This is a genomic window from Streptomyces sp. NPDC001204, from assembly GCF_053598035.1.
Window position 1 is genome coordinate 63,154 of sequence record NZ_JBSFJL010000010.1, and the last position, 18,641, is coordinate 81,794.

The window sequence follows — 18,641 nt, forward strand, 5'->3', positions numbered from 1 at the left end:
CCAGACGCCGCGGAGCCGCCCTTCGGGCGACGACGGGAATCTGACGACAGGACCTACGGCGGTAGGTGTCAGCGGCTCCGCCAGCTCGCCCAGACGGCCGCCAGCTCCGCCTCGATCGCCGGTGCCACCGTGTCCAGCAGCCGCACCTGCGCCCCCGGTCCGGCCAGCTCCATGCGGTACGGGTGGTGCGGTCCGCGGGGACGGGAGCCGAGGCAGGTGACCGAGCCGATGACGCGGTGGGGGCCGAGGATGCCCGGGAGTTCGCGCAGGTCCGGCTCCGTCAGGTCCAGGTCCTCGACCAGCAGGTCGTGCCCGTCGTGGGTGACGTGTGCGGTCGCCCGTACGCTGCCGCCCCGCTCGCCGGAACGCCCCAGGACCAGGGTGTCCCGCCACAGCATCCGGGCCCCGGCCGCCAGCGCGACGTCCATCGAGCGTTCCACCCGGGCGCCGTCGCCGACCACGAACGGCTTGCCGTCCCAGACCAGTTCGCCGTCCTCGGCGATGTCGACCCGGGCCCGCCACCGTGAGGTGCCGCCGCGGTGGTCGTAGGCGACCAGGCCGGACGACTCGATCAGTTCCAGGCGGGCCCCGGGGCCGACCGAGATGCGCAGCAGCAGGTCGTCGCCCGCGAGCAGACCGGCCCGGGTGCCGACCAGGGCGATCCGTATCCGGTCGGGGGCCGGCAGCAGGGGGCGGGGGGCGAGGAAGGCGCCGGGGCGCAGTTCGCGGACGAGCTGGCGGCCGGCGCCCTCCCGCTCCACGGCGACGACCGTGGGGTCGGCCGGCTCGCCGCGGGCCACCGTGCCCCCGGTCACGAGTCGTGGCTGTGGCTGTGCGGTGCCATCGGTCCCGGGTCGGTGGGGACATGGGTGCCGGCCCGGTGGCGCGCGAGCAACGAGCGTACCCAGTCGGCGAGTTCGGCGATCGAGGCCGGGTCCTTCCTGGACAGCGCGAGGACCGGCAGACCGCCCCGGGCGTTTTGGGCGTCGGCGACCATGGCGTCCACGTCGACCTCGACATGCGGCGCCAGATCGGTCTTGTTGACGATCAGCAGGTCGGCGCCGGTGATGCCGGGGCCGCCCTTGCGTGCCACGTCGCCGCCGCCCGCGACGTCGATGCAGAACAGCTGGGCGTCGGCCAGGGCCGGGCTGAAGGTCGCGGTGAGGTTGTCGCCGCCGCTCTCCACGAGCACCAGGTCCAGCGGCCCGAACGCCTCCTCCAGGTCCTCGACCGCGTCGAGGTTGGCGCTGACGTCGTCGCGGATCGCGGTGTGCGGGCACGCGCCCGTCTCCACCGCGCGGATGCGCTCCGTCGGCAGCACACCGGCCGAGCGCAGGAAGCGGGCGTCCTCGTCGGTGTAGATGTCGTTGGTGACGACGGCCATGGCGAGTTCGCCGGCCAGCTCACGGCACAGCGTGGCCAGGATCGAGCTCTTGCCGGTGCCGACGGGGCCCGCGACGCCGAGTCGCAGGGCGCGCGGGGCGCGCGGGGTGCCGGACGGCCGGTGGTGGTGCTGGTCGGGCTGCTGGTCAGGCAAGGAAGAGTCTCCGTTCTCGGCGTGCGTGTTCGAGTGCCCACTGTTCGGTGAGCAGGGGGGTACGGGCAGGCAGTGCGGCCGGGTTCCGTACCGCGAGGGCCTCGTGCGCCGCGGCCGTGGCGTCCGGCTCGGCGGCGAGGATCCAGGCGACCGTGTCGAGGGGGTCGCCGGGCAGCAGCTTCAGGGCCGCCGAGGTGATCGTCTGGAGTTCGTCGTAGATCACGCCGTGCGCCAACTCCTCCTCGGAGACGTCCATGACGGCTCCGAGCGCGCCGAGCGTGACCGGCCGCAGCGGGCGCGGGCGGATCGACGACAGCGCGGTGACGGCCGGGTGGTCCGGGGCCAGCCGCCGCGCGAGCCGGTGCACCCCGCGGCCGAGCGTCGCCGACGCCTCCCGCAGCGGCGCCGCCGGGGTGCGGGCGGCGAGGGCCCGCTGCACGGGTTCGTAGTCCACCGGGTCCGCCCGGGCGGCCCGCAGGGCCAGGACGGCCGCGGCGGCCTCGGTGACGGCCGCGGTGCGCAGCCGGGCGCGCAGCAGCGCGGGCACGTCGTCGCGGGTGAGGCCCGCCGCGACGGCCGGTTCCAGTCCGGCGCTGTAGGTGTACGCGCCGACCGGGAGCCGGCCGTCGCCCAGCAGCAGGGGTGCCAGGCCCGGCATCAGAACATCGCGTACCGCTGGGCGAGCGGCAGTTCGGTGGCGGGGGAGGGCTCGACGAGCTCGCCGTCGATCCGGATGGCGAACGTCTCCGGGTCGACGTCGATGTCCGGCAGCGCCGTGTTGTTCGGCAGGTCCGCCTTGGTGAGGTGGCGGGTGGGCCGCACGGCCACCAACTCCCGTACAAGGCCGAGACGTTCGGCCAGGCCGTCCTCCAGGGCCGCCGGGGCGACGAAGCTGACCGACAGGTGCGGGGCGGCGCCGGCCGCGGCGGTGGGCCGCAGCAGGACGGGCTGGGTGGTGGGGATCGCGGCATTGGGGTCGCCGAGCGGCGCGTACACCACCATGCCGCCCTTGATCACTGCGGCCGGGCGGATGCCGAAGAAGGCCGGGTCCCACAGCACCAGGTCGGCGAGCTTGCCCGGCTCGACGGAGCCGACGACGTGGTCGATGCCGTGGGCGACGGCGGGGCAGATCGTGTACTTGGCGACGTAGCGGCGGGCGCGCTCGTTGTCGGCGGGAAGTTCGCCGCCCCGGTCGCCGAAGCGCCGCTTCATGGTGTGGGCGACCTGCCAGGTGCGGCAGACGACCTCACCGATGCGCCCCATGGCCTGGGCGTCGGAGGAGGTGATGGACAGGGCGCCGATGTCGTGCAGGACGTCCTCGGCGGCGATGGTGGTCGCGCGGATGCGGGACTCCGCGAAGGCCAGGTCCTCCGGCACCCGCGGGTTCAGATGGTGGCACACCATCAGCATGTCGAGGTGCTCGGCGACGGTGTTGACGGTGTGCGGAAGCGTCGGATTGGTCGACGCCGGAAGGATGTTGGGGTGGGAGGCGACGGTGATGATGTCGGGTGCGTGGCCGCCGCCCGCGCCCTCCGCGTGGAAGACGTGGATACCGCGTCCGGCGATGGCGGCGAGGGTGCCTTCGACGTAGCCGGCCTCGTTGAGGCTGTCGGCGTGCAGGGCGACCTGGAGGCCGTGGGCGTCGGCGGCCTTCAGCGCGGCGTCGATGGCGGCGGGCGTCGCGCCCCAGTCCTCGTGGACCTTGTAGCCGCCGGCGCCGCCGAGCGCCGCTTCGCGCAGACCGTCCTCGCCGACGGTCGAACCCTTGCCGAACAGCATGACGTTGAGCGGCACCCGGTCCAGCGAGCGGTGCATCATCGCGAGGTTCCACGGGCCGGGGGTGACCGTGGTGGCCTTGGACCCCTCGGTGGCGCCGGTGCCGCCGCCGATGACGGTGGTGGTGCCGGTGGCCAGGGCCTCGTGCAGGGCCTCGGGCATCAGGAAGTGGACGTGGGTGTCGACGGCTCCGGCGGTGAGGATGCGGCCCTCGCCGGACACCACGTCGGTGCCGGGTCCGATCACCAGGTCGGGGTGGACACCGTCGCTGATGTCGGGGTTGCCGGAGCGTCCGAGCGCCACGATCCTGCCCGCCCGGACACCGACGTCCGCCTTGACGACGCCCCAGTGGTCGAGGACGACGGCGTTGGTGATGACGAGGTCGAGGGCGCCGTCGGCGCGTGAGGCGGTGGCCTGGCCCATGGATTCGCGCAGGGACTTGCCACCGCCGAACACGGACTCGTCGCCGCCGAAGCAGCGGTCCTCCTCGACCTCGATCCACAGGTCGGTGTCGGCGAGGCGGACGCGGTCGCCGGTGGTGGGCCCGTAGAGCGACGCGTAGGCCGCGCGGGTCAGTTCTGCCATGTCACATGTCGTCCGTTCGTGCGGTCCGGGTGCCGGGCACGACGATGCCGGGCACCTCCCGGCGGCCGCCCAGTTCGACGAGGGTGACCTCGACGCCGACTCCGGGCTCGAAACGCAGGGACGTGCCGGAGGGAATATCGAGCCGGAAACCCTCGGCAAGAGACCGGTCGAAAGAAAGTGAGGGATTCGCGTCGGGGAAATGCAGATGTGATCCGAGCTGAATGGGGCGGTCGCCGTCATTCACCACGGTCATCTGAAGCCGTGCGCGGTTCTCATTGATGTGCAGTACGCCGGAACCGGTCCGGATCTCGCCGGGGATCACGGGATCGGCGAGGTGATCGTGACGAGCTTGCGCCCGTCCGGGAAGGTCGCCTCGACCTGGACGTCGTGCAGCATCTCGGGGACGCCTTCGAGTACTTCGGCGCGGGTGAGGACGGTGCGCCCCTCGGCCATCAGATCGCTGACGAGGGCGCCCTCGCGGGCCCGCTCCATCGCCCAGCAGGAAAGGAGCGCGACGGCCTCGGGGTAATTGAGGAGCACGCCGCGCTCCCGCCGGTCACGGGCGACCATTCCGGCGACGCTCAGCAGCAATTTCTCCGTGTCGGACGGAGTCAGAAGCATGGGAATCCTCCGTAGCGGGCAGTTGCCCGAATTCCGGAATCACTCCGGTCATGCTCCTCTTATAGGCCGCCCGATGCCGCTGTGGCAACTTTCACCGCACCGCGATAAGTCCCTTTCTATCCTTATGACCCGTCTTATACGGGCAAAGCAGACAAATTTTGGTCATGGAGGGAGTGGTGGAAGGACCGCCTCCGCCCGCGCTCACCGGAACGCCGCGTGTCCCGTGACTGCCTGCCCGACGACGAGCGTGTGCATCTCGACGGTGCCCTCGTAGGTCAGCACGGACTCCAGGTTGTTCATGTGCCGGATGACGGGATATTCCAGGGAGATGCCGTTCGCCCCGAGGACCGTGCGGGCGGTGCGGCAGATGTCCAGTGCCTCGCGCACGTTGTTGAGCTTGCCCAGGCTCACCTGCTCGGGCCGCAGCGTGCCGGCGTCCTTGCGCCGGCCCAGGTGCAGCGCCAGGAGCACGCCCTTGGTGTACTCGAGGTACATGTCGGCCAGCTTCTGCTGGGTCAGCTGGAACGCCCCGATCGGCTTGCCGAACTGGGTCCGCTCCACCGCGTAGGACTGGGCGGCGTACAGCGACGACCGGGCCGCGCCCATCGCTCCCCAGACGATGCCGTAGCGGGCCTCGTTGAGGCAGCCGAGCGGGCCCTTCAGACCCCGGACCCCGGGGAGCACGGCGTCCGCGGGAAGGCGCACCCCGTCCAGGACCAGCTCGCTGGTGACCGAGGCGCGCAGGGACAGCTTGTGCTTGATCTCCGGGGCCGAGAAGCCCGGGGAGTCGGTGGGCACCACGAAGCCGCGCACCCCCTCGTCGGTCCCGGCCCAGACCACGGCCACGTCGGCCACGCTGCCGTTGGTGATCCACATCTTGCGGCCGTCGAGGACCCAGTCGTCGCCGTCGCGCCGCGCCCGGGTGCGCATGCTGCCGGGGTCGGAGCCGACGTCGGGCTCGGTGAGGCCGAAGCAGCCGATCGCCTCACCGGCGGCCATGGACGGCAGCCACTGCCGCTTCTGCTCCTCGGTGCCCCACTTCCAGACGGCGAACATCGCCAGCGAGCCCTGCACGGAGACCAGCGAGCGGATACCGGAGTCGGAGGCCTCCAGTTCGAGGCAGGCCACGCCGTACTCGGTGGCCGACATGCCCGCGCAGCCGTAGCCCTCCAGGTGCATGCCGAGCACGCCCAGCGCGCCGAGCTCCTTGGCCAGGCCGCGGATGTCGGGGATGGCGCCCTGCTCGAACCAGTCCGCCACGAAGGGGTCGACGCGCTGGCCGCAGAGCTGGCGCACCGAGGCGGCCACCGCCTTCTCCTCGGGGGTGAGCAGGTCGTGCAGGCCGGCGGGGTCGCGGGGGTCGAGCGGGGGCAGTTTGGCCGGTGCGTTCATGCGGTCTTCTCCTGTGGCGGATCAGTGGGTCGGGTCGGTGAGCCAGCGGCGTACGTCGTCGCTGTGCTCGCCGAGACGGGGCGGCGGCCGGTAGCCGGTGACCGGGGTGGCCGAGTAGGTGACGGGGTGCCGGATCTGAGGCGGCGACGAGGGGCCGACCCGGACGGTCGGTTCGAGGCCGAGCGACTCGGCCAGGGCGATGCCGTCGGCGACGGTGCCGACCCGTCCGGCCGGAACACCGACCGCGGTGCACCGCTCGATCCAGGTCTCGACGGTCTCGCGCGTCAGGTGTTCCTCGAGCGCCGGGACGAGCTCGCGGCGGTTGCGCACACGGGCCGGGTTGGTCGCGAAGCGTTCGTCGTCGGCCAGGTCCGGCGCGTGCAGCACCTCGGCCAGCCGGCGGAACTGCCCGTCGTTCCCGCACGCCATGGCCAGCAGGCCGTCCGCGCAGCGCAGTGTCTCGTACGGGGCGATGGACGGGTGCGCGTTGCCCATCCGTGCCGGGGCGCGGCCGGTGGCCAGATACGCCGAGGCCTGGTTCGCCAGCGAACCCAGCAGGCTGGACAGGAGGTTGACCTCCACCCGCTGGCCCTGCCCGCTCCGCTCGCGGGCCCGCAGCGCCGCCAGGATGCCGATGGCCGCGTCCTTTGCGGTCAGCACGTCGACCAGGGCCACGCCCACCTTCTGCGGGTCACCCTCGGGGTCGCCGGTGATGCTCATCAGACCGCCCAGCGCCTGGACGAGGAAGTCGTAGCCCGCCAGTGCCGCGCCGCCGTGGCGGCCGAAGCCGGTCACCGAGCAGTACACGACGCCCGGGTTCGTGCGGCGGACGGATTCGTAGTCGAGTCCCCGAGCGGCGAGTGCGCCGTCCTTGAAGTTCTCCACCAGGACGTCGGCCCGCCCGGCCAGTGTCCGGGCCAGCCGGAGGTCCTCCGGGTCGGACAGGTCGAGGGTCACGGACCGCTTCGAGCGGTTGGCGCACTCGAAGTAGCTGCTGGTGTTGTCCGTCCACGGCGGACCCCAGGCACGGGTGTCGTCGCCGGAGCCCGGGCGCTCCACCTTGATGACGGTGGCCCCCAGGTCCGCCAGCATCACCGAGGCCAGCGGGCCGGCCAGGACACGGCTGAAGTCGGCGACGACCAGGCCGTGGAGCGGCGCCGCGGGCGGATCGACGGGCATGACCATTCTCCGTTCGCTCGGGACGGGACGACCGTACGGAGAAGGCGCGGATCTCTCATTGGATAAACTGCACCTCGCAGGGCCCGTATTGGACAGATCGCACAGGAGCACTCGTGACGGTTCTCGCGCAGGAGCACCCGTGACGGTTCCGACGGTGGCCTCTCTGTGCCGGGTCCTCGGTACGGATCTCGCGCCGGCCGAGGGGTTCGCCGCCTCGACGCGGGAGGTGTCGGCCGTGCACATCAGCGAACTGCTCGACCCGACCGGCTATCTGAACGGCGGGGAGCTGCTGCTGACGACGGGCCTGTCCCTGCCCCGGAACAAGCTCGGCTGCGAACGGTACGTCGGCCGCCTGGTCGAGGCCGAGCTGACCGCGCTGGCCCTCGGCCTCGGCCCGGTGCACACGGAGGTTCCGGCGCCGCTCCTGGCGGCCTGCCGGAAGCTGGGACTGTGCCTGCTCACCGTTCCGCCGCCCACGCCGTTCCTGCGCATCACGAAGGCCTACTGGGCCGCCGTCTCCCGCACGGCCGAGCAGCACCTCAAGGACGTCCTGGCGACGCAGCGGGCGCTCGTCGACGCGGCCGCCTCCGCCGACCCGGTCGCCACGGTCCTGCGCACCCTCGGCCGGTCGCTCGATGCCTGGGCGGCGGCCTACACACCGGCGGGCGAGGTGGACCAGGTGTTCCCCGCCGGAGCCGCCGAGCAGGCAGCGCGGGTACGCGGGGAGATCGTGCGGCTGGAGGGCGCCGGAGCGCACTCCGCCGCCTCGTTCGCGACCGGGTCGGGAGCGGTGATCGTGTTCCCGCTGGCCGGGCACGAGCGGGCCGCGGGGTTCCTCGCGGTCGGCACCTCGGCGCCGCTGGATCCCACGAGGCGCAGAGCCGTGCTGACGGCGTCGGCGTTGCTGAGCCTGGACGCGGTGCGCGGTTCGCGTGCCGAATCCGTGGCCGACGAAGGAGAGCGCTGCGTCGGACTGCTGGTCGACTTCGGGCACCTGGACGCCGCGCGGAGGCTCGCGGGCGCGGTACGGGCACCGAGCCCGTCGGACCACGTCCGCGTCCTGGCGATGAGGGGCCGGGCGAGCGACATCCTCACCGGAGTGGTCCGCCGCTGGTGCCCGGAGGCGATCGCCGTCCGGACGGACGACCGAGCGGCCTGGTTCCTGGTCCCCGCGGACCATCCCCCGACCGCGTGCCTGGAGGACGCGGTGCGGCGGGCGGACGCCGACGCCGCGGCCGTCCTGACGGAGGTGGTCCCGGTCGGGCGGGCACCGGCCGTCCGCGCGGTCGCCGCCGCGACGCTGGCGGACCTCGCCCCGGGAACCCGGCTGCTCGCCCGCCCCTCGACGGGACCGTACGGCGGCGATCCGGCCGCGCGCACGGCCGCCGCCTGCGACCGGCTGACCGATGTCCTGCGCCAGGCCCTCGTCGGCTACCTGCGCCATCACGGCCAGTGGGAGGCGGCCTCCCGCGCGCTCGGCGTCCACCGCAACACGCTCCGGCACCGCGTCTCGCGCTGCCAGGCGCTGCTCGGCGTGGATCTCACCGACCCGGACGTCACCGCGGAACTGTGGCTGCTCCTGCGTCGCCGCGGCATGGCGTAGGGACGGCCGGGACGTCCCGCGCGCGGTCGTGGGTGCCGGCCCGCCGCCGAGGCCGCGCTCTTTCGGGAAAACCACCGGCGGAAACGTGAACTGGCGTGCACAGCAGGGCTTTCGGAACGTAGTTTGTCGTTGGACAACCCGCGAGACGGAGAACGGACGGTACCCATGACCCACCCCGCGACGAGCCCCGACCCGGCGGCGCACCAGAAGATCGACACGACGGTGCCGCACTCGGCTCGGATCTGGAACTACTGGCTGGGTGGCAAGGACAACTACGCCGTCGACGAGGAGGCCGGTGACGCCTACACCGCCGTCTTCCCCGGCATCGTCACCATCGCCCGCAGCAGCCGCGGCTTCCTGCGCCGCAACATCGCCTACCTGGTCGCCGAGGCGGGCATCCGGCAGTTCCTCGACATCGGCACCGGCCTGCCGACGGCCGACAACACGCACGAGGTCGCCCAGCGCATCGCCCCCGAGGCCCGGATCGTCTACGTCGACAACGACCCGATGGTCCTGGCCCACGCGCGCGCCCTGCTCTACTCCACCCCGGAGGGGGCGACCGCCTACGTCGACGCCAACGTGCTGGACCCGGACCGCATCCTCGCGGCCGCCGCCGACACGCTGGACTTCAGCCGTCCGATCGCCCTCATCCTCAGCAACATCCTTGGCCACGTGGCCGATTACGACCAGGCGCGCTCCATCGTCTCCCGGCTGCTGGACGCACTGCCGTCCGGCAGCTACCTCTCCATCAACGACGGTTCCCTGGGCACCGACCCGGACTTCGAAGCGGCCCAGGAGGGCTACAACAAGAGCGGCGCCATCCCGTACAACCTGCGCACCGTCGACCAGATCACGGCGTTCTTCGACGGACTGGAGTTCGTGGAGCCCGGGGTCGTCTCGGTTCCGCACTGGCGTCCGGACCCCGAGGCACCCGCCGCGGCGCCCGTCGCCGAGCACGGGGGCCTCGCGCGCAAGCCGTGACACCCGTACGAGCCGTCCCGCGGCCGTGACCGAAGCACCCGCTCCGGCGGTTCGGTCACGGCCGCGCCCGTTGGGCCCGGGGGAGATCAGGGCCGAAGCGGAGCGCCGCCTCGGGTGAACCTCAGGCGGCCCGGTCCTTGCGCAGGAAGCGGCGCAGCCGCCGCAGCGGCCAGGTGTTGATCACATCGTCCGGGGTCAGCCATCCGCGTTGGGCCGTGCCGATTCCGTAGCGCAGGTAGGCGAGGTGGAGGAGGGAGTGGGCGTCGGAGTCGACGGCGAACTTCGCGCCGTGGCTCCTGGCCCGCAGGATGTCCTCGTCGCCCAGGTCGAGGCGGTCCGGCTGGCCGTTGATCTCCAGTGCCGTGCCGGTGCGGGCGCAGGCGGCGAACACCTCGTCGAGGTCGGCGTCGATGCCCGGCCGCCTGCCGATCAGACGGGTGGTCGGGTGGCCGATGACATGGACGTGGGGGTTCTCGCAGGCGCGCACGAGCCGCCGGGTCATCGCCTCGCGGTCGAGCCCGAAGTGCGAGTGCACCGAGGCCACGCAGATGTCGAAGCCCGCGAGGAACTCGCCGGGCCAGTCCACGTCCCCGTCCGGGCCGATGTTGAGCTCGGTGCCGTGCAGCAGCCGCATCCCGTGGTGCCGGCCGTCCAGTGACCGCACCCGCTCGCGCTGGGCGAGGATCTTCTCCTCGGTCATGCGCTGCATGGCGAGGCCGGGCGCGTGGTCGGTGACCGCGTAGTACGCGTAGCCGCGGTCGGCGGCCGCGGCCACCATCTCCTCCAGCGGGGCGAGACCGTCGGTGAGGTCGGTGTGGGTGTGCAGGTCACCCCGGACGTCGTCCTCCGTGACCACCTCGGGCAGCTCGCCGCGCAGGCCGGCCTCGATCTCGCCCCGGTCCTCGCGCAGCGTGGGCGGGATCCACGGCAGGCCGAGCCTCGCGTACACCTCGTCCTCCGAGCGGGAGGCGACCCGCTCTCCGCTCTCCGCGTCGAACAGGCCGTACTCGGAGAGCTTCAACCCCAGGTGGACGGCGATGGTCCGGGTGCGGATGTTGTGCGCCTTGGAGCCGGTGAAGTACTGCATCCCGGCGCCCCAGGAGTCCGGTCGCACCACGCGCAGGTCGACCTGGACGCCCGTGACGGTACGGATCGAGGTCTTCTTCGCGCCGTGCGCGACGACCTCGGCGGTGGAGGGAAGTTCGGTGAGCGCGTCCATGAAGGGCGCCGACCGGTCGGCGGCGACGAGGACGTCGATGTCCCCGATGGTCTCCCTCATGCGGCGCAGCGACCCCGCGTACGCGCACTGCGCACACCCGGTGATCCGGGAGAGTTCGGCGACGATCTCCTCGGCGGACTCCATGGCGGTGCCCAGCAGGATCCGCTCCCCGGCCTGCTGCATCAGGGCGATGCCGTGCAGGATGTTCTCCTCGGTCCTCTTCCCGAAGCCCTTCAGATCGCGCAGCTTCTCCGCCTTGATCGCGTCGGCCAGCTCGGCCACCGAGGAGATGTGCAGGTCCTCGTAGAGGGTCATCGCCTTCCTGGGCCCGAGGGTGGGAATGGTGATCAACTGCCGTACCCCCGCCGGAATCCTGGCCCGCGTCTCCTCCACCACCGTGACGTTGCCGGTGCGGAGATACTCGACGACCTTCTCGGCGATCGACCTGCCCACGCCCGGGATCTCCTTCAGACCCGCGACATCGAGGCGGGAGACGTCGGCGGGGTGGCCGCCGATCGCGCGGGCGGCCTTCTCGTAGGCCCGCGCCTTGAACGCGTCGCCTCCGGTGATGGCGATGAGGTCCGCGTACTCCTGGAGGAGCGCCTCGACCTCCTCGTTGGCCCGAACCACGTCTCCCAGTCTAGGAACCGACCCGTCCGGCGGGCCAGGTGCGACGATGACTGCGGGGGGCGAGCCCGACGGCCCGCTCACCCTCCGGCCTTGCAGGGAAAGAAGCGCCATGTCCGAAGCCGCCCAGCCGGCCGAGGCTCTCGTGCGGGCCGCCCGCGCGGCCGGCGTCGGAGACGAACGGCTGCTCCGGGCCCTGCGCGCGACGCCCCGGGCGGCGTTCGTGCCCGCCGTCCACCGCGCGGACGCCTACCGCGACGTGCCCCTTCCGATCGGCCACGGACAGGTGACCACCCAGCCCTCGCTCTCCGCCATGATGATCGACGGCCTCGGCCTGAGCGGGGACGAGCACGTCCTGGAGATCGGTACCGGACTCGGCTTCCAGACCGCGCTGCTCGCCGCACTGGTCACCGACGTCGTGACCGTCGAGATGCGGCCGGACATCGCGGAGCAGGCACGGCGCAACCTCGCCGGTCAGGGCCTGCGGAACGTCGAGCTGCGCGTCGGGGACGGCAGCGGCGGGGTGCCGGACCGCGCTCCCTACGACGCGGTCGTCGTGTCCGCCGCCTTCCCGGAGGTACCCGCGCCGCTGGTCGCGCAGCTGCGTCCGGGCGGGCGTCTCGTGCAGCCCATCGGGTCCGGCGGCCGGGAGCAGGTCGTGTCCTTCCTGCGCACCGCGCGGGGACTTGAGCCGCGGCGGACCCTCACACCCGCGTGCTTCGTACGCCTGCGAGGGCGGTACGGCTTCTCCTCCTGAGCCCTTGGACCGCGGGGCCGACGGGAGGTCACTGCTCCACGACCCGCACCACGGCGAGCGTGATGTTGTCGGGCCCGCCGGCCTCGATGGCTGCCTTCCACAGTTCGAAGGCCGCCCGGCCGTCGTCGAACTCCCGCAGCAGGTCGTCCAGGACGTCGTTCGGCACCGGGTCGGTCAGACCGTCGGTGCAGATCAGGTACCGGTCGCCCGGGGCGAGGGGACAGGCCGTCACATGGGGGGTGACGGCGTGGTACCTCAGGCCGCCGCCCAGGGCCTGGGTCAGGAGCGACGTCGTGCGCTGCCCCGGCGGGGGCGGAGGGTTGTCGTCCACGCTGACCTGGAGCAGCCCGTCCCGGGGCGCGGCGAAGATCCGGCTGTCGCCCACGTTGAACGCCAGCAGCGATCCGGGCAGGACGACGGCGCCCGCGACGGTGGTGCCCATCGTGGCCGGTCCGTCGCCTTCCGCGGCCGCGTACACCCGGCGGTTGCAGGCGTGCAGCACCTCGCGGACGCCGTCCTCGTCGGTCAGGCCGGGCCCGGCCTGAGCGAGCAGCCGGACCACCAGGGCACTGGCCACGTGGCCTCCGGGCTGGCCGCCGATCCCGTCGGCGACCGCGACGACGAGGGGCGTCCCGAGGGGGAACACCAGCGTCTGCGGATTCTCGGTCATCGTGGCGCACAGGGTCCACGGCCCGGCGACCAGGCTGTCCTCGTTGTGCTCGCGGATCAGTCCCGGATGGCTCAGCGCACTCACAGCGACGTACGTCATCACAGGTCACCGCCTTCCCCTGCGCGTCGGGGCGGATCGTGCGCCGAGACCATTGTCGTGTGGCCGGCCGGCCGGTGCAGCCCGGGCAGCCCGGTCCCCGGTGTGGGGCGGCAGGCCGGTCGGATCGGTGCGAGACTGACCAGGTGGGTGACTGGCGAGCCGGCCGGGAGCTTGCCAGGAGGTTGCCGCGAGCGACTTCGAACGTCGGGCCGTCGGCGAAGAGGCCCGTCCTGCCGCTCCGCGGCACAAGCCCGACCCCGACCCCGGCCTGCCGCACCCGTGAGGACCCGGGACATGAAGCAGAATCACACAGCCGCAGCAACCGGTGCCGCGCCCGAGCTGGAGGCCCGGCTGAGTCGGCTGGAAGCACAGACGGCGACGCTGGCGGAGGCCGTACGGGCGCTCGCCCGCGGTCTGGAGAACATCCCGTCACAGGACAACCCGCCCAGGGAGGCGGCCCAGGGAGCGCGCCTCGCCCACGAGCTCCTGCTCGCCCAGGGACTGTAGACCCCGCGCCGCCCGCACGGGTGGGCGCGGGGCGACGGGGCAGCCGGGAGCGACCATGAGACTTTCCTTCCTCGAACCTCTGTACAAGCAGTCCGGTCCGTTCGCGTCGGTGTATCTGGACACCTCCCGCGACAGCGCCGTCGCGGACCCCGACACGGCCATAGCACTGCGGTGGCGGCATCTGCGGGACGCCCTGATGTCCGAGGGGGCGGACCGGAACACCATCACCGCGGTGGCCGACCTGGTGGGCAGCGACACGGAGGTGCCCGGCCCGCACGGGCAGGCGGTGTTCACCGCGCACGGCCACGCGGCCCTGCTGGACGAGCTGCCGCTGCCGCCCACACGGGACACGGCGCACTTCGGAACGCTGCCGGACACCATGCCGCTGATCGTCCAGCACGCGCCCGGGATCCCGTACCTGGCGGTGCACGTCCGCTACGGCGGACGTCACTCCACGGACGCGACCGGCACCGTGCGCGTCGACGCCGAGGCCGGCATCTGGCCGCTGACCAAGGTCGCGCCCGGGCACCGCATGCACGAGGAGATCCCGGTGGGCGACTGGCCGCGGGCGGCCCAGGTGATCGGCCGCGAACTGGAAGGCCACGCACGGCGCACCGACTGCGAGGCGGTGGTCGTCGCGGGAGACGTCTGGGCCCGCGGAATCCTCGTCAACCGGCTCCCCCCGCCCCTGCGCGGACATGTCACCACGGTGGAGGGCACGGGCGAGTCGGTGCCGGGGCGGGCCCTGCTGGAGCAGCGGCTCGAAGGTCTCTTCAGCGGACGCATGGCCGCGCACGACCGGGGCCTGCTGGACGTCTTCCTGGCCCAGCGGGCGCACGGCGGAGCGACCGCCGAGGGGCTTTCCGCCGCCGTGTCGGCCCTGCAACGGGGCCGGGTGAAGGCTCTGTTCCTCAACAACCACCCCGAGTCGCCGCTGCGCCTGTGGGTCGGCCCGGAACCCGGCCAACTCGCCATGACTGAAGAGGAGTTGCGCTCCTACGGTGTACAGGACGTGCGTGCGGAGCGCGCCGACGCGGCGCTGACCCGGGCGCTGGTCGGCACGAGGGCGGAACTGGTCCTGGTGCCCGAGCGGGAGTTGCGGCTGCACGAGGGCGTGGGCGTCCTGCTGCGCTACCCGCTGCCCCGGAACGGCCCCGGCGCACCAGGGGCGCGACGGCTGTGATCGTCAGCGTGCCGCGCGGCCCCACTGCGGTCCGACCCTGCGCCACTCCGCTTCCCAGGCGCGGGCGCGGCGCCGGTCGAGCGCGGCGCGGACCGCGCAGCATCCGCCGCCGGCGGCACCCGCGAGGGCGAGCGACACCAACGCGCCCGTGGCGGCCGCCTGCGACGCGGCCTCGGACGGGGTCAGGGGCGGGGGTGTGACCCGGTGGTGCTGATCGGTCCACACCGCGATCCGGTCGCCCGCCGCGAGGGTGGGCGCGACCAGGGTCCGGTCCTCGTGCCGGGTACCGTCCGGAGCCGTCCAGCGGACGGTGCCCACGACCCGGTCGTCCGGCGTCGTCACACTGTCGCCGCCGGGCTGAGCCGAGCGGACCAGGACGGCGGTGGCCGGGTGCCGCTCCACCTGCTGCCGGGCGAGGCCGTCCGCCGTCGCCTGTCCGACGACCACGCCCGCCAGGGGAGCGCCCACCGCGACGACGGCACAGGTGGCCAGCAGGACCCAGCCCTCGATCACGTCCTCGCGCCGGCGCATCGGGTTGCTCCGCCACCGCCACAGCGGACGCCGGACGGGTTTGTTCGCCCTCATCGCTGCTCCCTTCGGCCCTTCGACCACCCCCCGGGTCCTCCGACCACCCCCGACGCGCCGAGCGGACGGTCGCCCGCACGGCTTCCTCCATCCCAGCGTGACAGCCTCGCGGGCCGCCGTCCTGGGGCCGCCCGACGCGGTCACACCGGCCGTTCGTCCCCGCCGGGGCGGGACCTCGGGCCCACCGTCCGGCACGCACCGGGCCGGTCGGCCCACAGCCGCCGCGGCTCGAACGCGCGAGACTGGAAGAGAGCGCCGAGTACCGAGTACGCCGAGTACCGAGTGCTGAGTACAAGCAGTGCGAGAACGGCGTCCTGACCATCACGGTCCCGGTCCCGGAGGAGAAGACGGGCACCAGGGCCATCCCGGTGCGGCACGCCTGAGCAGGGGCGATCCGCCGCACCCGCGGTGCGCGGCCGGTGTGACGCCGACCGCGCACCCGCGGGGGAGAACAGGGGGAGAGGCAGGCGCGGGGTACAGGGAAGGTGACCGTCATGCTGAGACCTGTCGTGGCCGGCCTGGACGGCTCGCGCGAGAGCCTCGCCGCGGCCCACTGGGCGGCCAGGGAAGCCCTCCGGCGAGGGCTGCCGCTCCGGCTGGTGCACGCCTGGGAAGGCCTGCCCGACACCGCGGGGAGAGCGGACCTGCCCGAGGTGCGGGTGCCGCAGTCCCGTGCGCGTCGGATGCTGCGGGACACGGTCGCCCAGCTCAGCGAGTCGTACCCGCGGCTGGACCTGTCCGGCGAGCAGGTGCGCCGGCAGCCGGGTCCCGCGCTGCTCGACGAGGCGGAGGACGCCGAACTGCTGGTCATCGGCAGCCAGGGGCTCGGCGCGGTCGGCGGCTTCGTCCTGGGCTCGGTGGCCATGGCGACCGCCGTGCACGCCGAGCGGCCCGTCGTCCTCGTACGGGCGGGCGAGACCGCGGAGAGCGAACATCTGCCGGACGTCTTCGGACGTCCCTCGACGCGGACCGCGCACCGTGACGTGGCGGTCGCCGTCGACACCGACGGCCCCTGTGACGACCTGCTGGACTTCGCGTTCCGCGCCGCCGAACTGCGCAGGGCGCCCCTGCGCGTGGTGCACGCCTGGCACGTGCCGCTGACCCACGGGCTGCCGGACGCGCGGACCCGGGGATCGCTCCGGCAGGAGGCGGAACGGGAACTCGCCGCGCTGCTGGAGCCCTGGCGGCAGAAGTTCCCCGCCGTGTACGTGACCGAGACCCTGTACGAGGGCCGCCCGGCCCACGTTCTGCCGCGCGCCGTGAGCGGGTCGGGCCTGCTGGTGGTGGGCCGCCGCAGGAAGTATCCCGTGATCGCGCACGCGGGTCCGGTCGCGCACGCCCTCGTCCACCACGTCACCCGCCCGGTCGTGCTCGTGCCCCACGACTGACAGGCCCTGACAGGCAGGGGACGACCGCCACGACCGATGTGGCCCCGCGGACCGTGGGGCCGTGTCCACGACGCGGACGGTGGGGCCGTGTCCACGACGCGGACGGTGGGGCCGTGTCCACGACCCGCGGGCTTCACCGGCCGCCGCCGAGGAGGCGACGGCGACGGCGCGATGCGCTCAGCGCGGTTCGGTCAGCGCCGGACCGTTCGTCAGGTCGCACTCGACGTCGACGACTCCCTCGACGGCCCGCACCAGACGGGCGGCCACGGGCACCAGCGAGGTGTCCCGGATCCGGCCGGTGAGCGTGACCACGCCGTCGCGGACGCCGACGTGGATCGGTTCGAGCGGCGCGGGGAAGAGGTAGGAGACGATCTCCCGGCGGACCTCCTCGGCGAGGTCGTCGTCCGACCGCAGGAACACCTTCAGCAGGTCGCCCCGGCTGACCATGCCCTCCAGCATTCCCTCGCCGTTGACGACGGGCAGCCGCTTGACCCGGCGCTGGGCCATGATGCGCGCGGCCTCGGCGAGCGTGGCGTCGGAGTGGACGGTGACCGCCGGCGACGTCATCAGCTCCTCGGCCGTCACCGCGCCCGCCTTGGCCAGGTCGGGCAGCCGGCGCAGCTGGGTGAACCGGTCGGGGTCGCTGTCCCGGAACTCCTCCTTGGGCAGCAGGTCGGCCTCGGACACGACACCGATCACGCGTCCCTCGCCCGCCAGCACCGGAAGGGCACTGACCTTCCACTGCGCCATCAGGTTGATCATCTCCTTGAACGGGGCGTCACGGCCCACGGCCACGACGGTGTGCGTCATGACGTCGCTCACGATGTGCGGGCTGCCGTGCACGGTCTCCTCCTCGGGACGTCGGATGCGGGTGCGGGCGGATTCACCTGCCCCCGCTGCCGTAGGGGGCGTACAGGTCGAGCAGCCGGATGCGGGCCGCCTGCAGCCGGTGGGCGACCACTCCGCCGACCCAGACGGCGACGGCGCGACCGAACTCGGGATCCTCCCCGCACACCTTGCGCACGGCCTCGGCGTCGAACTCGTAGGCCCGCACCGGGCTCGTGGCCTCGGCGCCCAGCTGCCAGACATGGGGCGGGAAGTGCCAGGACCAGCCGACCAGTTCGCCGTGGCCCAGCGATTCGATGACGGCGGCGCTCCGGCCCGGGACGTGCAGGTCGAGGGCGACGGTGCCGGTCCGGATGATCCAGAACCGGTCGGCGTGCCGGCCCTCCTGGAACAGACGGGCCCCCATGTCGAAGGAGGTCTCGCGGGCGAACCGCATGAGCCGCGCACGGTGCTCGGCCGGAAGGGCCGCGGCCCGGGTGGTGGTGGAGGTCATCGCTCCGGCTCCTCTCGTTCCTGCCGCCTCGCTCGGTCGGCGGGTTCGTCGTGCGGCGTGCCGGTGGGCCCGGCGACCGTGCGGCCGGGCCCGCCGAGGGGCCCGAACAGGGCGTCGAGTCCGCTCCTGGCCAGGCCCGCGGTGGTGGGGCTGTCCGGCAACGTCCCCCCTCCGGGATGGCAGTCGTCCCGCTCCGGGACGCCGCCGCGCTGCTGTATCCAGCCTGGTCCCGTACGGCCCGCGCCGCCACGGGCCGCTCGGGCCCGCCGGGGGGCCCTTCGGCCCCAAATGGCGCCCGGCGGGCCGTCGTCGCACGCCGCGGGGACGTCCGTCAGGCGGTCGCGGGACCGGCCAGCTCGACGATGTCGTCTGAGGCCACGTCGTGCAGCCGGATCGCGAGGTCCTCCAGGGCCCTGCTGACGGCGAGTTCGTCCCCGATCTCGGGAATCGGACGGTCGATGGGGTTGCGCCGGGCCACGCCCCGACCGGTGACCGTCGACGTGTCGCGGGTGCTGAGGACGGCACGTGCGTGGGTGTCGTCGCCGTCCTCGGTGATGTAGATCTGCACGGTCCACTGCTTGGCTTCCATCGTG

General features: G+C 73.1%; 21 protein-coding genes. 6 read left to right on the forward strand and 15 right to left on the reverse strand.

Annotated features, from left to right (window positions below; genetic code table 11):
• Nucleotides 1–68: 68 nt before the first annotated feature.
• The 8 genes from ACWC91_RS16365 to ACWC91_RS16400 all read right to left on the reverse strand — a co-directional run bounded on the left by ACWC91_RS16365 (nt 69) and on the right by ACWC91_RS16400 (nt 7,090).
• On the reverse strand, nt 69–815 hold the full coding sequence (locus ACWC91_RS16365) for an urease accessory protein UreD (protein WP_225076721.1): 747 nt from the start codon (nt 813–815) through the stop codon (nt 69–71).
• Complete coding sequence (gene ureG, locus ACWC91_RS16370; RefSeq protein ID WP_225076720.1) at nt 812–1,537, reverse strand: urease accessory protein UreG; 726 nt, start codon at nt 1,535–1,537, stop codon at nt 812–814. The genes ACWC91_RS16365 and ureG overlap by 4 nt, the downstream gene beginning before the upstream one ends.
• Entirely contained in the window at nt 1,530–2,195 is a 666-nt protein-coding gene (locus ACWC91_RS16375) for an urease accessory protein UreF (protein WP_225076719.1), read from the reverse strand. The genes ureG and ACWC91_RS16375 overlap by 8 nt, the downstream gene beginning before the upstream one ends.
• Nucleotides 2,195–3,898: an urease subunit alpha gene (locus ACWC91_RS16380; protein ID WP_225076718.1), complete on the reverse strand. Its 1,704-nt coding sequence runs from the start codon at nt 3,896–3,898 to the stop codon at nt 2,195–2,197. Before ACWC91_RS16380 ends, ACWC91_RS16375 begins: the two co-directional genes overlap by 1 nt.
• A 1-nt stretch (nt 3,899) precedes the next feature.
• Nucleotides 3,900–4,220 carry an urease subunit beta gene (gene ureB, locus ACWC91_RS16385; RefSeq protein ID WP_225076717.1) on the reverse strand — a complete coding sequence of 107 codons (321 nt, stop codon included), beginning with the start codon at nt 4,218–4,220 and terminating at the stop codon, nt 3,900–3,902.
• The gene (locus tag ACWC91_RS16390; protein WP_225076716.1) at nt 4,217–4,519 is read right to left on the reverse strand and encodes an urease subunit gamma; all 303 of its coding nucleotides are present in this window, start codon (nt 4,517–4,519) and stop codon (nt 4,217–4,219) included. Before ACWC91_RS16390 ends, ureB begins: the two co-directional genes overlap by 4 nt.
• A gap of 201 nt (nt 4,520–4,720) precedes the next feature.
• The gene (locus tag ACWC91_RS16395; RefSeq protein WP_225076715.1) at nt 4,721–5,911 is read right to left on the reverse strand and encodes an acyl-CoA dehydrogenase family protein; all 1,191 of its coding nucleotides are present in this window, start codon (nt 5,909–5,911) and stop codon (nt 4,721–4,723) included.
• A gap of 21 nt (nt 5,912–5,932) precedes the next feature.
• Nucleotides 5,933–7,090 (reverse strand): CaiB/BaiF CoA transferase family protein, encoded by a 1,158-nt coding sequence (locus ACWC91_RS16400; RefSeq protein ID WP_225076714.1) that lies wholly within the window; start codon nt 7,088–7,090, stop codon nt 5,933–5,935.
• A 139-nt stretch (nt 7,091–7,229) separates the two neighbouring features.
• On the opposite strand from ACWC91_RS16400, the gene ACWC91_RS16405 reads away from it, so the two are divergent.
• Complete coding sequence (locus ACWC91_RS16405; protein ID WP_450642696.1) at nt 7,230–8,693, forward strand: PucR family transcriptional regulator; 1,464 nt, start codon at nt 7,230–7,232, stop codon at nt 8,691–8,693.
• Nucleotides 8,694–8,858: 165 nt separating this feature from the next.
• Nucleotides 8,859–9,674 (forward strand): SAM-dependent methyltransferase, encoded by an 816-nt coding sequence (locus ACWC91_RS16410; protein ID WP_225076712.1) that lies wholly within the window; start codon nt 8,859–8,861, stop codon nt 9,672–9,674.
• A 121-nt stretch (nt 9,675–9,795) separates the two neighbouring features.
• Here ACWC91_RS16410 and polX read toward each other — a convergent pair whose 3' ends face one another.
• A complete protein-coding gene (gene polX / locus ACWC91_RS16415; RefSeq protein WP_450642694.1) occupies nt 9,796–11,523 on the reverse strand; it encodes a DNA polymerase/3'-5' exonuclease PolX in 1,728 nt (575 codons plus the stop codon).
• Nucleotides 11,524–11,632: 109 nt separating this feature from the next.
• On the opposite strand from polX, the gene ACWC91_RS16420 reads away from it, so the two are divergent.
• Nucleotides 11,633–12,277: a protein-L-isoaspartate(D-aspartate) O-methyltransferase gene (locus tag ACWC91_RS16420; RefSeq protein ID WP_281156086.1), complete on the forward strand. Its 645-nt coding sequence runs from the start codon at nt 11,633–11,635 to the stop codon at nt 12,275–12,277.
• A gap of 28 nt (nt 12,278–12,305) precedes the next feature.
• On the opposite strand, the gene ACWC91_RS16425 is transcribed toward ACWC91_RS16420, so the two are convergent.
• Complete coding sequence (locus ACWC91_RS16425; RefSeq protein ID WP_225076709.1) at nt 12,306–13,046, reverse strand: PP2C family protein-serine/threonine phosphatase; 741 nt, start codon at nt 13,044–13,046, stop codon at nt 12,306–12,308.
• A gap of 294 nt (nt 13,047–13,340) precedes the next feature.
• Between ACWC91_RS16425 and ACWC91_RS16430 the strand changes: the two genes are divergently transcribed.
• Both ACWC91_RS16430 and ACWC91_RS16435 read left to right on the forward strand, forming a co-directional pair.
• The gene (locus tag ACWC91_RS16430; protein ID WP_450642692.1) at nt 13,341–13,553 is read left to right on the forward strand and encodes a hypothetical protein; all 213 of its coding nucleotides are present in this window, start codon (nt 13,341–13,343) and stop codon (nt 13,551–13,553) included.
• A gap of 55 nt (nt 13,554–13,608) precedes the next feature.
• On the forward strand, nt 13,609–14,736 hold the full coding sequence (locus ACWC91_RS16435; protein WP_450642690.1) for a baeRF2 domain-containing protein: 1,128 nt from the start codon (nt 13,609–13,611) through the stop codon (nt 14,734–14,736).
• Between the two features lie 3 nt (nt 14,737–14,739).
• Here ACWC91_RS16435 and ACWC91_RS16440 read toward each other — a convergent pair whose 3' ends face one another.
• A complete protein-coding gene (locus ACWC91_RS16440) occupies nt 14,740–15,321 on the reverse strand; it encodes an Rv1733c family protein (protein WP_376500352.1) in 582 nt (193 codons plus the stop codon).
• Nucleotides 15,322–15,815: 494 nt separating this feature from the next.
• On the opposite strand from ACWC91_RS16440, the gene ACWC91_RS16445 reads away from it, so the two are divergent.
• Nucleotides 15,816–16,709: a universal stress protein gene (locus ACWC91_RS16445; protein WP_225076706.1), complete on the forward strand. Its 894-nt coding sequence runs from the start codon at nt 15,816–15,818 to the stop codon at nt 16,707–16,709.
• A gap of 177 nt (nt 16,710–16,886) precedes the next feature.
• On the opposite strand, the gene ACWC91_RS16450 is transcribed toward ACWC91_RS16445, so the two are convergent.
• The 4 genes from ACWC91_RS16450 to ACWC91_RS16465 all read right to left on the reverse strand — a co-directional run bounded on the left by ACWC91_RS16450 (nt 16,887) and on the right by ACWC91_RS16465 (nt 18,637).
• Nucleotides 16,887–17,552, reverse strand: coding sequence for a CBS domain-containing protein (locus ACWC91_RS16450; protein WP_225076705.1), 666 nt, complete (start codon nt 17,550–17,552; stop codon nt 16,887–16,889).
• Nucleotides 17,553–17,592: 40 nt separating this feature from the next.
• The gene (locus ACWC91_RS16455) at nt 17,593–18,048 is read right to left on the reverse strand and encodes a cyclic nucleotide-binding domain-containing protein (protein ID WP_450644751.1); all 456 of its coding nucleotides are present in this window, start codon (nt 18,046–18,048) and stop codon (nt 17,593–17,595) included.
• Complete coding sequence (locus ACWC91_RS16460) at nt 18,045–18,209, reverse strand: hypothetical protein (protein WP_225076703.1); 165 nt, start codon at nt 18,207–18,209, stop codon at nt 18,045–18,047. Before ACWC91_RS16460 ends, ACWC91_RS16455 begins: the two co-directional genes overlap by 4 nt.
• A 170-nt stretch (nt 18,210–18,379) precedes the next feature.
• Nucleotides 18,380–18,637, reverse strand: a complete 258-nt coding sequence (locus ACWC91_RS16465; protein WP_225076702.1) for a DUF1876 domain-containing protein — start codon at nt 18,635–18,637, stop codon at nt 18,380–18,382.
• Between the last annotated feature and the right edge of the window lie 4 nt (nt 18,638–18,641).